The sequence below is a fragment of the Nocardia aurantia genome (genome assembly GCF_009604425.1).
Lineage (GTDB): Bacteria > Actinomycetota > Actinomycetes > Mycobacteriales > Mycobacteriaceae > Nocardia > Nocardia aurantia.
Genome location: NZ_WEGI01000004.1, coordinates 422,173 through 435,476 on the forward strand (window position 1 = coordinate 422,173; position 13,304 = coordinate 435,476).

Sequence of the window (13,304 nt, forward strand, 5' to 3'; positions counted from 1 at the left end):
ACGAATCATCGCCGACAACGAGCGCTCCGGTAGGCGCGCGGCGGCGATCGGTCGACCGGAACGGCCGCGACAGGCACCGGTCACGGCTGGATCGGAAGGTAGCGGTCACGGCTGGACCGGAAGCAGCGGTTGCGGCTGGACCGGAAGGAGGCGGTCGCGGGCTGGCTGGAACGAAGTGGTCGCGGGTCGACCGGAACGCCGCAGGTGGCGAGTCGGCTGGTGGCCGGGCCCGCCGCCTCGGATCTGACAGCTGAGATGCGTTGCCGCAGAGCCGGTCCGGCCGAGCCGCGAGCGGTCGTGGACAACGAGCGATCCGGTAGGCGCGATGGCGAACCTCGATCGGAACGGCCGCGACAGGCACCGGTCACGGCTGGACCGGAAGGAAGGGTTCGTGGGCTGACCGGACCGAGGCGCCCGCGGGTCGACCGGGCCGATCGCGGTCGCGGGTCGACCGGAACGCCGGAGGCGGCGAGTCGGCTGGTGGCCGGGCTCGCCGCCTCGGTGTTCACCTCCGCCGTACCGGACGGATGGTCCGGACCCGGGAGCGCTCGTGGCGCTCCGATGGATCGCGGCGGCCGGGGTGAACCGGTACCGGCCGCCGCGATGGCGGTGTCGGCGGCCGAGGGTCGACGGCCGCCGAGGTACAGGGGTTACGCCACGATGCGTAACGGGTTCTCCAGCAAGGACTTCAGCTGCTGGAGGAAGCGAGCCGCGACGGCGCCGTCGATCGCGCGGTGGTCGGCGGAGAGGGTGACGCGCAGGATCTTGCGGGTCACCACCTCACCGCCGTCGAGGCGCAGTTCGTCGGTGGCGCCGCCGACAGCGAGGATCGCCGATTCGGGTGGGTTGATCACCGCGGTGAACTGCTCGACCCCGAACATGCCCAGGTTCGAGATCGTGAAGGTACCGCCGGACATCTCGTCGGCGCGCAGCTTGCGGTCGCGGGCTCGCTCGGCCTTGTCGCGGGACTCCCGCGCGATCTCCGAGACCGATTTGCGATCGGCGTCGCGGACCACGGGCACCAGCAGGCCCGCCGGCGTCGCCACCGCGATTCCTAGATGAATACCCTTGTGCTGCAACAATTTATCGCCCGCGAAGGACACGTTCACGGCCGGATCCAGGCGCAGCGTGGTCGCTACCGCCTTCACCAGCAGGTCGTTGACGCTGACCTTGCCCGCGCCCGCGGCCTCCAGGGTCCGGTTGATCTCCACCCGGAACCCCAGCAGATCGGTCACGTCGATCGCGCTGGTCAGATAGATGTGCGGGGCCTGCTGTTTGCTCTCGGTGAGCCGGACGGCCGAGACGCGCTGGATCGTGGTCAGCGGGATCTCGTCGTAGTCGCCGGAGGCGGGGGCGGCGGCTGCCCCCGCCCCGACGTTCGTGGTGCCGTTTACCTCGAAAGATGTTGCAGGCATGGCATTCTCGGGCGCGACCGGCGCGTTCTCGACATCGCGCCGGGTGATCCGCCCGCCGGGGCCGGTTCCGGTGACAACGGCCAGGTCGACCCCGCGCTCGGCCGCGATCTTGCGGGCCAGCGGCGAAGACTTCGGGCGGCGGCGGCGGCCGTCGGCGGAACCGGCTGTGCCCGAACCGATCACACCGGTCTCGACCGGGCCGCCACCGGACGCGCCGCTGTCGGCTTCGGCGGGTGTGGTGGAACGATCGGAAGCGGGTGCGGCCCCGGCGAGTCCGGGTGCGGATTCAGGCGCACCGGAAGCGGCCGTGCCGCTACCCGCGGCTGCCGCAGCCGAAACATCCGGCCCCACAGCCGAACCCGTCCCGTCCCCGAGCAGGGCGATCGTAGTACCGATCGGTACCCGCGCCCCGGCCTCGGCGACGATCCGCTCCAGCACCCCGTCGTCGTAGGCCTCCAATTCCATGAGGGCCTTGTCGGTTTCGATCTCGGCGAGCACCTCGCCGCGGCTGACCCGGTCGCCGACCTGCTTCAGCCAGCTGACGACGACTCCCTCCTCCATGGTGTCGGAGAGCCGGGGCATGACGATGTCGGACATGTTCGATCCTTTCGAGCCGGCTCAGCGACGACGGCCCACGGCAGCGAGGGTTTCCCGCGCGGCGGTGTACAGGGAATCGGCCGACGGCAGCGCGAGCTGCTCCAGCGGCTTGGCGTAGGGCAGCGGCACCTCGGCCATCGCGACCCGGCGCACCGGAGCATCGAGGTAGTCGAAGGCGCCGTCGGAGATCGAGGCCGCCACCTCCGCGCCGATGCCGTAGGTGAGCCAGTCGTCCTCGCCGACCACCGCGCAGCCGGTCTTGCGGACCGAGGTCACCAGGGTGTCGCGGTCCAGCGGGCGCAGGCTGCGCAGGTCGATCACCTCGGCGGAAATGCCTTCGGCGGCAAGTCGTTCGGCGACCTGACCGCAGACGGTGGCCATCCGGGAATAGCCGATGAGGGTGATGTCGGTGCCGGAGCGGGTGATCGCGGCCTTGCCGATCTCGGCGGCCGGAAGTTCCGCGGGCACCTCGCCCTTGGTGTTGTAGAGCGAGAGGTTCTCCAGGAACAGCACCGGATCGTCGTCGGCGATGGCGGCTTTCAGCAGCGCGCGGGCGTCGGCGGGGGTGCTCGGCGCGACCACCTTCAGGCCGGGCACGAACGCGTAGTACAGCTCGATGTTCTGCGAATGTGTCGCGCCCAGTTGCTGTCCGCCGCCGCCGGGGGTGCGGATCACCATCGGCACGTTGGTCTGCCCGCCGAACATGCCGTAGATCTTGGCCGCGTGGTTGACGATCTGATCCAGTGCCAGCAGCGAGAAGTTGATGGTCATGATCTCCACGACCGGGCGCAGGCCGAGCATGGCCGCGCCGATGGCGGCGCCGACGAAACCCTCCTCGGCGATCGGGGTGTCGCGCACCCGCTTCTCGCCGAACTCGGCCAGCAGGCCGGCGGTGATCTTGTAGGACCCCTCGAAGACGCCGATCTCCTCCCCGATCAGGAAGACGTCCTCGTCGCGCCGCATCTCCTCGCGGAGGGTCTCGCGCAGCGCTTCGCGATAGGTCATGACTGGCATAGTCGGTTACCTCAGAACAGCGGGTCGGCGGGCAGGCGGCGGGAGTCGCCCGCGACCGGGGTGGCATAGGTGTAGTCGAACAGGCTCGACGGTTCGGGATGCGGGCTCGCGTCGGCGAAATCGACCGCGGCGGTTACCCGTTCGCGTACCTCGGCCTCGACCGCGGCGGCCGAGTCGTCGTCGAGCAGTCCGGCGGCGCGCAGCTCACCGGCGAAGCGTTCGATCGGATCGTGGGCCCGCGCCTCCGAAACCGTCTCGGCGGAGCGGTATTTCGCCGGGTCGACCACCGAATGGCCCTTGAGCCGGTAGCTGACCGCTTCCAGCACGGCGGGTTTGCCCTCGCGGCGCGCGCCCTCGATCAGTTCGGCGGCGGCGTCGCGGACGGCGAGCACGTCGGTGCCGTCGACGCGTTCACCGCGCATCCGGTAGGCGGCGGCGCGCTTGTACAGTTCCGGTTCCGCGGAGGACTTCTCGACGGTGGTGCCCATCCCGGTCTGGTTGTTCACCACCAGGAACACCACCGGCAGCCGCCACAGCGCGGCGATGTTCAGCGATTCGTGGAAGGCGCCGATATTCGTTGTGCCCTCGCCCATCTGGCACACCACCACGTCGTCGCCGCCGCGGTAGTCGACGGCCAGCGCGGCGCCGACGGCCAGCGGCACCTGGCCGCCGACGATGGCGTAGCCGCCGAGCAGCCGAGTTTCGGTGTCGTACATGTGCATCGACCCGCCCCAGCCCTTGGAGGTGCCGGTGGCGCGCCCGTACAGTTCGGCCATCACCCGGCCGGGTTCGATGCCCTTGGCCAGCGCGTAGCCGTGCTCGCGGTAGTTGGTGAACAGGTAGTCCGTCGGCCGCATGGCGGCGCCGATGCCGACGACGGTGGCCTCCTCGCCGAGGTTGAGGTGGCAGTAGCCGCCGATCTTGGCCTGCTGGTAGCTCTGCGCGGTGCGCTCCTCGAAGCGCCGCACGAACAGCATGTCGCGGTACCAGCCGCGCAGGACGTCCGGGTTCTCGCCGGCGAACGGGGTTGTGCGCGTGGCCTCGTGGGCCGTCTCGCGGGGTGCGGTGCTGGTGGTCATCGCGATCTCCTCAGCGCTTACGCGGCGCGATGTGCAGGGGCATGCCGAGACCGGCCAGGGCCGTCTCCATGCCGATCTCGCCGAGGGTGGGGTGGGCGTGGATGGTGCCGGCGAGCTCGTCGAGCGTCGCTTCGAGCGAAATCGCCAGGGCGCCTTCGGTGATCAGGTCGCTGGCGGAGGGGCCGATGATGTGCACGCCGAGTACCTCGCCGTGCCGCTGTCCGGCCACGATCTTCACGAAACCCTCGGTCTCGCCGAAGGTCTTGGCGCGGCCCAGGGCCGCGAACGGGAATCTGGCGGTGACGATCTCGTGCCCGGCCTCGCGGGCGGCCGCCTCGGTGAGCCCGACGCTGGCGATCTCCGGATGGGTGAAGGTGGCCGCGGGGATCACCGCGTAGTCGATGTGCGCCGGATGTCCGGTGATCACGTCGGCCGCGACGATGCCCTGATGCGAGGCGACGTGCGCGAGCAGCGCCTTGCCGGTGACGTCGCCGATCGCGTACACGTGCTCGACGCCGGTCCGCAGGCCCTCATCGACCGGAACGAAACCCCGTGCGTCGGTGGTGATTCCGGCGACATCCAGGCCGAGGTCGGCGGTGTTGGGCCGCCGGCCGACGCCCACCAGCACCACATCGGCGTCCAACTCGGCGGGTTTCGGGCCGCCGACGGTGACGCGCAGGCCGCCCGCGGTCTCGGCGATCGACTGCACCGTCGCGCCGGTCAGTACGGTGATGCCGCGCTTGCCGAACGAACGGTCCAGCGCCGCACCGATTTCCGCGTCCTCGACGGGGACGAGCCGATCCTGCATCTCGACGATCGTGACCTCGGCGCCGAAGGTGTGGAACAGGCTGGCCCACTCCGCGCCGACGGCGCTGCCGCCGACGATCACCACCCGGCCCGGCACCTCGGTCAGCCCGAACGCGCCGTCGGAGGTGATCACGCCCGGCAGGTCGGCGCCCGGAATCGGCAGCCGGGCCGGTACCGAACCGGTGGCGACGACGACATCCCGCGCCTCGATCCGCCGGAGGGCGGTGGTCGGGGCGGCCGCGTAGCGCGGTCCGCCGGGGAAGATCGGTGACGGCCCGGCCTCGGACACCTCGACGGAGGTCGGACCGGTGAACCGCGCGTGCCCCTCGATCACCGTGACGCCGTTGGCCTTCAGCAGTCCGGCGACCCCGTCGGTGAGTTCCTTGACGATGCCGTCCTTGCGCTGGCGCACGGCCCCGAAGTCGTACCGGACGTTGTCCGCGTATACGCCGAATTCGGCTGCGGCGGTGACGGTGTGGAAGACCTCGGCGGACCGCAGCATCGCCTTGGTGGGGATGCAGCCCCAGTTCAGGCAGACCCCGCCGGGCCGCTCCTTCTCCACCAGGCCCACCGACAGCCCGCGCTGGGCCGCCCGGATGGCGGCGACATAGCCACCCGGCCCGCCACCGATCACCAGCAGATCGAAATCCGGCACTCGTGGTGCTCCTCAGTCTCGAACGGAAACCGTGCGCCGGGTACGGCACAGGTCGTCGACACGAGTCTTGCGCGTACTCGCAGCACAATCAAGCGCCGGAAAGCCCAGCGATCAGCCGACAAGATTGTGCACGGAGCCCAATCAGGCACCGGGTAGCCCGCAGCCGGGTCCGCGGTCGCACACGGCCGCGCGGGCACCCCTCAATCCTGATCGCGCGCCGATTGCTCGAACTGGTCGAATGACCGTGCCGGAAAACTCGGGACGAAATTTTCGGGCTCGAAGAATCGGTGCGGAATGTGTGCGAACGGGTAGCCGAGTATGAAGGGTTCCCACGAGGTGGGCTACACTACGGAAGATGTTCTCGCGGTAAAGAGTTGTGGCAGCAATCGTTATCGAGGGAGGGCTTTCTGATGGGACAATTGTCGGCCAGGGTAGCGGTCGCCTATCACACCGGAAAAGGGCACACCGGCAGCCTGGCCGAGGCCGTCGCGGAGGGCGCGGGCGATATTCCCGGCACCGGCGTCGACCTCGTTCCGGTCGGGCAGATGGACGATCGGAACTGGGATGTGCTCGATGCCGCGGACGCGATCGTATTCGGCTCGCCCACCTATATGGGTGGCAGCAGCGCCACCTTCCGGGAATTCGCCGAATCGACGAGTGGGATTTTCGCCGACAACATGCGCTGGCGGGACAAGATAGCCGCCGGATTCACCGTCGGCGGTTCCATGAGCGGCGACAAATTACAGACGCTCACGCAGATGGCGATCTTCGCGGCCCAGCACGGCATGATCTGGGTCGGGCTCGATGTCTACTGCGGCTGGAACAGTTCCGCGGGTGGTCCGGAGCAGGTCAACCGGATCGGCAGCTGGCTCGGCGTCATGGCGCAGGCCAACGTGGATCAGGGTCCCGACACGGCACCCCCGGCCAGCGACCTGCGCACGGGCGCCCTCCTGGGCAGGCGGGTCGCCGATCTGGCGCATCTGCACGCCCACGGGCGCGCCGGATACGTGGCCGGGCGGGTGCCGGTCAATTCGGGGATGTGATCGCCCGTTTCAGGCGCGCAGGGCGTGCAGCCGCGCGGTCGCCGCTTTCAGATGCCGATGGACCGCGGCCGGATTGATGCCCCGGTAGGTGTCGGCGAGGATGGCCTTGTCCTCGCCGGTCACCGCGGGGTGCCGCAGTACCCGTTGATACGGTGTCGCGGTGTCGTACCGGCGGCCGTGCGCGGTGCCGACCAGTCGCTGTTGCGGGTGGAAATAATTGGTCAGCATCGAACGGTCGATCCAGATCTCGTCGCACAGGGCCAGTTCTCCCGGGAAAGGTCGCTGCTGCGCGAGCGGTGGCGGCAATTCGCAGCTGGTGGCCATCCGGGAACGCGCGAATGTCAGCCGGCGCTGCCGGCACCAGGCCAGCAGGACGGCGTCCGCCTCCCGGCCGCAGTCGATCGAGCCGAGGCCCAGGATCGGGAACGGCAGGATCCGCGCGATGTCCTCCACCGCGGCCGCCGCCTGCGCGGGCGCGCCCAGCGCGCGGCTCTCGGTCCAGCCGGTGGCGATGTCGGTGACGGTGAGGGTGCGGCTGCGGCCCTCGTGGGCCATGGTCACCCGGGCGAAGCCGGGCTGGGTGTGGTCCCAGCCGTTCCAGGTGAGCGCGGTGAGATCGTCGCGCACCGTGGGGGCCAGCCGGATCTTGCGGCTGGGGGCGGGTGGGTGCCGGCGCCGCTCGTCGGCGAGCCGGCGGTCGATCGTGGCCGGCGACATCTCCCCGAGCAGGTCCGCGGTGCGATCGTCGATGCCGAGTTCCCCGTGGCGGCGCAGGACCGCGACCAGTTCCGGCAGGATCGGCGCGAGCCGTTTGCCGGCCGGCTGGTCCAGGATCGTCCAGCAGAATTGCAGGGCGTCGACCACTTTCCCGTCGTATTTCACGTGGTCGGCGCCGGCGCGGGTGGGTACGGATTCCTGCTGGGTGGCGTTGCTCAGGGCCTTGCGGGCGTGATTACGGTGCCAGCCGGTGGCGGCGCAGACCTGATTCAGAATGCGGGTCTTCTCCAGCTTGTCGGCACGTGCGTATGTGCTTGCGAATGAGCGGGTGAGTGCCTTCCGCTCGGCAAGGGTCATCGCCGGTGATATGGTCAGAATATCCATGGAGTCGCGCATGGTTGCAGCCCTCGTGTATTTATTCCGAAAGTCCTGCTCCGGCCGTGCGGCCACGCGCTCGCGCAACACTGCGGGAGCCCCCGGCGGAAAACCGGGATCCATGAGCCGTAGTGAGCCTAATTTTGTTGTAACCGCGTGTCAACAATTTTTCGACTGTGAGAAGACGCACGGAGTTGACGTGTCAAAGGAGCTGGAAAAGGACCGAATGTACAATTTTGGGGCCCCGAATCGAACCGCTGGTACAGCAATTCGGGGCGGCCACGGTGATCGTCACCGGGTGTTTCTGCACAGCACCTCGTAGGCGCGTACCGCGTCTTCGGGAAATACCAGCACCTGGACCCGGCCGCCCCACGTCGCCGGGCGCCGGGACGGACCGGAGGTTGCCCGTATCCCGTTGCGGCGCAGCAGCTTCCGGACGACATCGGCGGCCCGGTCGTCGGTCACGGTGGCGGCGGCGACGAGCAGCCCGTACTCGCCGCCGCGCGCCGAACTCGAGAACTTCATCGGCTCACGAATTCCGGTCCTGATACTCGTTCAGGACGGCCAGTTGTGCCTGCTCGCCGTGCCTTTCGTGCTGCTCGAGCACCTCCGCCTCGGCCGCGGGGTCGGCGCGGAGGAAGGTACCGCCGCCGGGACGGCCGGCGAAACCCAACTCGTTCATCTTCTTCGGCACCTTCGCCCCCTGGTATTCCAGCGGCACGGGGTGGCCGTGCTCGTCGACCGGGCCCAGCGACTGGTGCACCTCGATGTACGCACCGTGCGGCAGCCGCTTGATCAGGCCCGTCTCGATGCCGTGGGACAGCACCGACCGGTCACTGCGCTGCAGGCCCAGGCACATTCGGTAGGCGAGGTAGTACGCCACCGGCGGCGCCACGAGCAGTCCGACCCGCCCGATCCAGGTCATGGCATTGAGCGAGATGTCGAACTTCAACGCGAGGACGTCGTTGACACAGGACAGCGTCAGCACCACGTAGAACGCGATGGCCATGGCGCCGATTCCGGTGCGTACCGGCACATCTCGCGGTCGCTGCAGCAGGTTGTGGATCGCGGTGTCGTGGGTCAGTCGCCGCTCGATCGACGGGTACATCACCAGCACCGTGAACACCAGCCCCATGATCACCGCCACCCAGAAGGCCGCGGGAATCGTGTACGGCCCCAGGTAGATCTCCCACGCGGGCAGCAGCCGGGCCAGGCCGTCCGTCCACATCATGTAGAAGTCCGGCTGCGAACCCGCCGACACCTGTGCCGGGTTGTACGGGCCGAAGTCCCAGATCGGATTGATCTGCAGCACACCGCCCATCACCGCCACGGTGCCGAGCGTGAACATGAAGAACGCGCCCTGGTCGGCGGCGAACACCGGCACGATGCGCGAGCCGACCACGTTCTTCTCGGTCCGCCCGGGACCCGGATACTGGGTGTGCTTCTGATACCAGACGAGCGCCACATGCGCGGCGATCAACGCCAGCATGATCCCGGGGATCAGCAGTACATGGGCGATGTACAGCCGCGGGATGATGACGGTGCCCGGGAACTCCCCGCCGAAAAGCAGCCAGTGCAACCAGGTTCCGATCACCGGCACGGCCATGGTGATCCCGCCCAGCGGCGACCGCAGCCCCGTGCCGGACAGCAGATCGTCCGGCAGCGAATAACCGAAGAAGCCCTCGAACATGGCCAGGATCAACAGGATCGAGCCGATGGTCCAGTTCCCCTCGCGCGGCTTACGGAACGCGCCGGTGAAGAAGATCCGGAACAGATGCAGGATCATCGAGGCCGCGAAAAGCAGTGCGGTCCAGTGGTGTACCTGCCGGATGAACAGCCCGCCGCGCACCTCGAACGTGATGTTCAGCGCCGTCTCGTAGGCCCGCGACATCGTGACGCCGCGCAACGGCTGATAGGAGCCGTTGTAGACCGTGTCGCTCATCGACGGGTCGAAGTACAGGGAGAGATAGATTCCCGACAGGATCAGGATGATGAACGAGTACAACGCGATCTCGCCGAGCAGGAACGACCAGTGGGTCGGGAAGACCTTGTTGATCGACCGCTTGACGAACGGCGCCATCCGGTACCGGGAGTCCGCCTCCCGCGCGGCGTGCGCCGCGCGGGAAACGGATCCGGCCTGTGCCGGGGCACTCATTACGCCGGCTCGCCCTTGAACTCGGAGACGATCTTGTAGACACCCGGGCTGGGCTTGCCCAGGGCGGCCGTCCGCTTCGCGAACTCCTGCGCCGCCGGGTCGCCCATGGTGGCCTTCGCGTCGTCCGGGCTCGCCCACTGCGCCAGGTTGATCACCTTGCTGCCGTCGACGCTGGCGAACAGCGTCACCGAGACGAAACCCGGGCGGTGCCGGATGACCGTCTCCGTGGCCTCGTTGAGCAGCTCGATCAATTCCTTCTGCTTGGCCGGGTCGACCTCGATGACATTGAAGAAGTTGGCGGTCATATGCGGTTTCCTCCTGATTCGACGGTGTCCGTGTGGTCCGGACCGGGCCCGCGCCGGGCTCGGTTGATCCGGCTCCACTGCTCATGACGACGCAGCGCGCAAGAATGTCTGGTGCCGCGGCAGACGTTCCCGTGACCTGTGTCGTCTACTGGATATGAGTGCTTCACCCGAGCGAGGACCGGACCGGGAGGACGCCGTGGACGACACCGTGCCGGACGACCTGCACGCCGTGGCCCAGGAGCGGCGGGCCCTGATGAACCTCGGCTATCGGCTGCTCGGCTCGGTCGCCGACGCCGAGGACGCCGTCCAGGAGACCTATCTGCGCTGGTACAAACTCACCGAGGCCGGCCGGCAGGAGATCGAGTCGCCGATGGGCTGGCTGATGACGACGGCCGGCCGGGTCTGCCTCGACATGCTCGGCTCGGCGCGGGCCCGGCGCGAGCGCTACGTGGGGGAGTGGCTGCCCGAGCCGTTACCCGATCCGGGGCGCTGGACCAGCCACAAACCCGCGGACGACACCACCGATCCGGCCGACCAGGTCACCCTGGACGAATCGGTGGCGATGGCGCTGCTGCTGGTCCTGGAGGGGATGACCCCCGCCGAGCGGGTCGCGTTCGTGCTGCACGACGTGTTCCAGTACCGGTTCACCGAGATCGCCGACATCGTCGGCCGCTCGCCGGGCGCGTGCCGCCAGCTGGCCTCCTCGGCACGCCGGCGGGTGGACACCGCGCGGGTGGTCGACGCGCCGCCACAGCAGCGGGCCTCGCTGGCAGGCGCGTTCCGGGCGGCCTGGCAGACCGGTGATCTCGCCGAGCTGGTCCGGCTGCTCGATCCGCAGGCCACGGCGGTCACCGACGGCGGCGGGCTGGTCAGCGCCTCGATCGAGCCGATCGTCGGCGCGCCGGCGGTGGCCCGGTTCTTCCTGGACGTCTTCGGGCGGCAGCCGGATCTGCTGGTCGAGGAGGCGCTGGTCAACGGCGAACCGGGCCTGGTCGCCCACGCGGCGGGCGAGGTGCTCGCGGTCATTTCGCTGGGCGTCACCGACGGCCGGATCGACCGGATCTGGGTCGTCCGCAACCCGGAGAAGCTGGCGGCCTGGAACTGATTTCGCGACGGCCCAGCACGGTGATGCGGCCGACCGGGCCCGGCCCCGGAACAGCGATGGCGGCCGGGAGTCCCCGGCCGCCACCATGTTTCGCCGCATCAGCGTTGTTCGTGCTCCTCCTGCTGGGCGCGCACATGCCCGCCGACCCGGCTGCCGACCAGTGATTCGACCGTCGTCCGGTAGTCGCGGGTGATGGCGGCGAGCCGGGACGACACCTCCGCCTCGGGCCGGCCCGCGACGGCCCGCTCCTTGCGGTCCATGGACCGGTTGGCGCGCACGATCGCGGTGGTCGCCGGGATCCGGATCGACTCGTAGCGGCGCAGGCCCGTGACCAGGTCCTCGTCGCGGGTGAGTTCGTCCGCGAGGACGATCGCGTCGACGATCGCCTGGGACGCGCCGTTGGCGCCGATCGGGTACATCGGGTGCGCCGCGTCGCCGAGCAGCGTGACCCGGCCGTATCCCCAGCTCTCCAGCGGCTCCCGGTCCGCCATCGGATACCGGAGGATCTCGCGGCAGTGGGTAAGCACCGCCGTCAGGTCCAGCCAGCCGAGATCCCAGTGCGCGAACCGCGGCAGCACCTCGGCGAGCGGATCGCCGTCGGTCCGGCCGGCGGGGCCGGCGGCCAGGCACACCCAATTCAATAGTGCGCGACCACGTTCGGCGTGCGGCCGCGAGCACGGGTAGGCGATGAGCCGGTTGCCCTGCTCGTCGGATCCGATGATCATGGTGCGCCCGTCCAGGAAGCCCGGCAGTTCGGTGACCCCACGCCACATTCCGACGTCGGAGTGCACCACCGGCGGGCCGGCCGGATGCAGGCGCGCCCGGACCGCGGAGTGCAGGCCGTCCGCGCCGACCAGCACGTCGGCCTCGTGCACCGCGTCGCCGGCGTGGACGCGGACCGAACCCGGGCCGGGTTGGAAGGCGCGCAGCGGTTCACCGGTGCGCACGGCGTCCGGCCCGAGCCGGTCGCGGACCGTCCGCAACAGCAGCATCTGCAACTCGCCTCGATGAATCGAATACTGCGGGAAGGGATTTCCGGCGTCGATGCCGCGCGGCTCGCTCCACAGCGTGGCGCCCCGGTGGTCCACGTACCGGTGCGCCCGGGTGGCGATGCCGTTGTCGGACAAGGCCGTACCGAGCCCCAGCCCGGTGAGCTCGCCGACCGCGGCCGGCTGGATGTTGATGCCCACGCCCAGCGGCCGGATCTCGGGGGCGGCCTCCAGCACGGTGACGCGGTGGCCGCGAGCGTGCAGCGCCAGGGCGGCGGTCAGTCCGCCGATGCCGGCGCCGGCGATCACGATGGTCGATGTCGTCATGGGAATTTCCGCCTTTTTACAGTAAAGGACGCCGAAAACATACTGTGCGTATGCGTGAGCGGCAATATCTTCGGTGACTCACGCGCGGTGCGCGCATCCGCTGGGAATATCCGCTCATTTCAGGTGAGGCAACGGCACATTGAGCACCGGCTGAACCGTTGTTACCATTTCGTTTCGTCGGGATGTAAGCGCCGTGCAATCGAATGCCGAGGAGCGCACATGAACACACCGGTAGTCGACCAGCAATACGATCGTATTCGTTCTGCGAATCGAATCGTGGTAGAACGCTATATGAACACCAGGGGGCAGGATCGGCTGCGCCGTCACGAATTGTTCACCGAGGACGGCCGCGGCGGGCTCTGGACCACCGAATCCGGCGAGCCGATCGTGATCAACGGCCGGGATCGCCTTGCGGAGCACGCGGTTTGGTCGCTGCGTTGCTTCCCGGACTGGGTCTGGACCGATATCGAGATCTTCGATACGCAGGATCCGCAGCGATTCTGGGTCGAATGCGAGGGAGCCGGACGGATCATTTTCGAGGGTTATCCGGAAGGTTACTACCGCAATCATTTCATCCACTACTTCCAGTTCGAGGACGGAAAAATCAAGTTGCAGCGGGAATTCATGAACCCCTGCCAGCAGTTCCGTGCCCTCGGCATCGAGGTCCCGCATGTCGTGCGGGCCGGTATTCCGACCTGACCAAACGCTCGTGAGCGGGCGA

At 68.8% G+C, this 13,304-nt stretch carries 12 protein-coding genes; 3 read left to right on the plus strand and 9 right to left on the minus strand.

The window, feature by feature from the left end:
- Positions 1 to 650: 650 nt before the first annotated feature.
- Genes NRB56_RS11245 through lpdA form a run of 4 tightly spaced genes read right to left on the minus strand, consistent with a single transcriptional unit; the run spans position 651 to position 5,567 of the window.
- Positions 651 to 2,012 (minus strand): dihydrolipoamide acetyltransferase family protein, encoded by a 1,362-nt coding sequence (locus tag NRB56_RS11245; protein ID WP_194290806.1) that lies wholly within the window; start codon positions 2,010 to 2,012, stop codon positions 651 to 653.
- Between the two features lie 21 nt (positions 2,013 to 2,033).
- Positions 2,034 to 3,017, minus strand: a complete 984-nt coding sequence (locus NRB56_RS11250) for an alpha-ketoacid dehydrogenase subunit beta (protein ID WP_227837488.1) — start codon at positions 3,015 to 3,017, stop codon at positions 2,034 to 2,036.
- 20 nt (positions 3,018 to 3,037) lie between these two features.
- Positions 3,038 to 4,105: a pyruvate dehydrogenase (acetyl-transferring) E1 component subunit alpha gene (gene pdhA / locus NRB56_RS11255; RefSeq protein ID WP_153341053.1), complete on the minus strand. Its 1,068-nt coding sequence runs from the start codon at positions 4,103 to 4,105 to the stop codon at positions 3,038 to 3,040.
- A gap of 10 nt (positions 4,106 to 4,115) precedes the next feature.
- Entirely contained in the window at positions 4,116 to 5,567 is a 1,452-nt protein-coding gene (lpdA, locus tag NRB56_RS11260; protein ID WP_319942841.1) for a dihydrolipoyl dehydrogenase, read from the minus strand.
- Positions 5,568 to 5,977: 410 nt separating this feature from the next.
- Here lpdA and NRB56_RS11265 point away from each other — a divergent pair, with 410 nt between their 5' ends.
- The gene (locus NRB56_RS11265) at positions 5,978 to 6,610 is read left to right on the plus strand and encodes a flavodoxin family protein (RefSeq protein ID WP_153341055.1); all 633 of its coding nucleotides are present in this window, start codon (positions 5,978 to 5,980) and stop codon (positions 6,608 to 6,610) included.
- A 9-nt stretch (positions 6,611 to 6,619) separates the two neighbouring features.
- Here NRB56_RS11265 and NRB56_RS11270 read toward each other — a convergent pair whose 3' ends face one another.
- From NRB56_RS11270 to NRB56_RS11285, 4 genes are all read right to left on the minus strand, one after another.
- Entirely contained in the window at positions 6,620 to 7,711 is a 1,092-nt protein-coding gene (locus NRB56_RS11270; protein WP_153341057.1) for an integrase, read from the minus strand.
- A gap of 282 nt (positions 7,712 to 7,993) precedes the next feature.
- Positions 7,994 to 8,227: a hypothetical protein gene (locus NRB56_RS11275; protein WP_153341059.1), complete on the minus strand. Its 234-nt coding sequence runs from the start codon at positions 8,225 to 8,227 to the stop codon at positions 7,994 to 7,996.
- 4 nt (positions 8,228 to 8,231) lie between these two features.
- Positions 8,232 to 9,857, minus strand: a complete 1,626-nt coding sequence (qcrB, locus tag NRB56_RS11280) for a cytochrome bc1 complex cytochrome b subunit (RefSeq protein ID WP_153341061.1) — start codon at positions 9,855 to 9,857, stop codon at positions 8,232 to 8,234.
- Complete coding sequence (locus tag NRB56_RS11285; RefSeq protein WP_153341063.1) at positions 9,857 to 10,162, minus strand: antibiotic biosynthesis monooxygenase family protein; 306 nt, start codon at positions 10,160 to 10,162, stop codon at positions 9,857 to 9,859. The genes qcrB and NRB56_RS11285 overlap by 1 nt, the downstream gene beginning before the upstream one ends.
- Before the next feature lie 154 nt (positions 10,163 to 10,316).
- On the opposite strand from NRB56_RS11285, the gene sigJ reads away from it, so the two are divergent.
- A complete protein-coding gene (sigJ, locus tag NRB56_RS11290) occupies positions 10,317 to 11,267 on the plus strand; it encodes an RNA polymerase sigma factor SigJ (protein ID WP_153341065.1) in 951 nt (316 codons plus the stop codon).
- Positions 11,268 to 11,365: 98 nt separating this feature from the next.
- Here the strand turns inward: sigJ and NRB56_RS11295 are convergent, their stop codons facing one another.
- Positions 11,366 to 12,583 carry an FAD-dependent monooxygenase gene (locus tag NRB56_RS11295; protein ID WP_153341067.1) on the minus strand — a complete coding sequence of 406 codons (1,218 nt, stop codon included), beginning with the start codon at positions 12,581 to 12,583 and terminating at the stop codon, positions 11,366 to 11,368.
- 54 nt (positions 12,584 to 12,637) lie between these two features.
- On the opposite strand from NRB56_RS11295, the gene NRB56_RS11300 reads away from it, so the two are divergent.
- On the plus strand, positions 12,638 to 13,282 hold the full coding sequence (locus NRB56_RS11300; RefSeq protein WP_319942842.1) for a PhzA/PhzB family protein: 645 nt from the start codon (positions 12,638 to 12,640) through the stop codon (positions 13,280 to 13,282).
- The last annotated feature ends 22 nt before the right edge of the window (positions 13,283 to 13,304 follow it).

What these genes read in the sequence shown, in the direction of transcription:
- NRB56_RS11245 (WP_194290806.1), bottom strand. Translation starts at nt 2,012, where the DNA reads ATGTCCGACATCGTCATGCCCCGGCTCTCCGACACCATGGAGGAGGGA.
- NRB56_RS11250 (WP_227837488.1), bottom strand. Translation starts at nt 3,017, where the DNA reads ATGACCTATCGCGAAGCGCTGCGCGAGACCCTCCGCGAGGAGATGCGG.
- pdhA (WP_153341053.1), bottom strand. Translation starts at nt 4,105, where the DNA reads ATGACCACCAGCACCGCACCCCGCGAGACGGCCCACGAGGCCACGCGC.
- NRB56_RS11265 (WP_153341055.1), top strand. Translation starts at nt 5,978, where the DNA reads ATGGGACAATTGTCGGCCAGGGTAGCGGTCGCCTATCACACCGGAAAA.
- NRB56_RS11270 (WP_153341057.1), bottom strand. Translation starts at nt 7,711, where the DNA reads ATGGATATTCTGACCATATCACCGGCGATGACCCTTGCCGAGCGGAAG.
- NRB56_RS11275 (WP_153341059.1), bottom strand. Translation starts at nt 8,227, where the DNA reads ATGAAGTTCTCGAGTTCGGCGCGCGGCGGCGAGTACGGGCTGCTCGTC.
- qcrB (WP_153341061.1), bottom strand. Translation starts at nt 9,857, where the DNA reads ATGAGTGCCCCGGCACAGGCCGGATCCGTTTCCCGCGCGGCGCACGCC.
- NRB56_RS11285 (WP_153341063.1), bottom strand. Translation starts at nt 10,162, where the DNA reads ATGACCGCCAACTTCTTCAATGTCATCGAGGTCGACCCGGCCAAGCAG.
- sigJ (WP_153341065.1), top strand. Translation starts at nt 10,317, where the DNA reads ATGAGTGCTTCACCCGAGCGAGGACCGGACCGGGAGGACGCCGTGGAC.
- NRB56_RS11295 (WP_153341067.1), bottom strand. Translation starts at nt 12,583, where the DNA reads ATGACGACATCGACCATCGTGATCGCCGGCGCCGGCATCGGCGGACTG.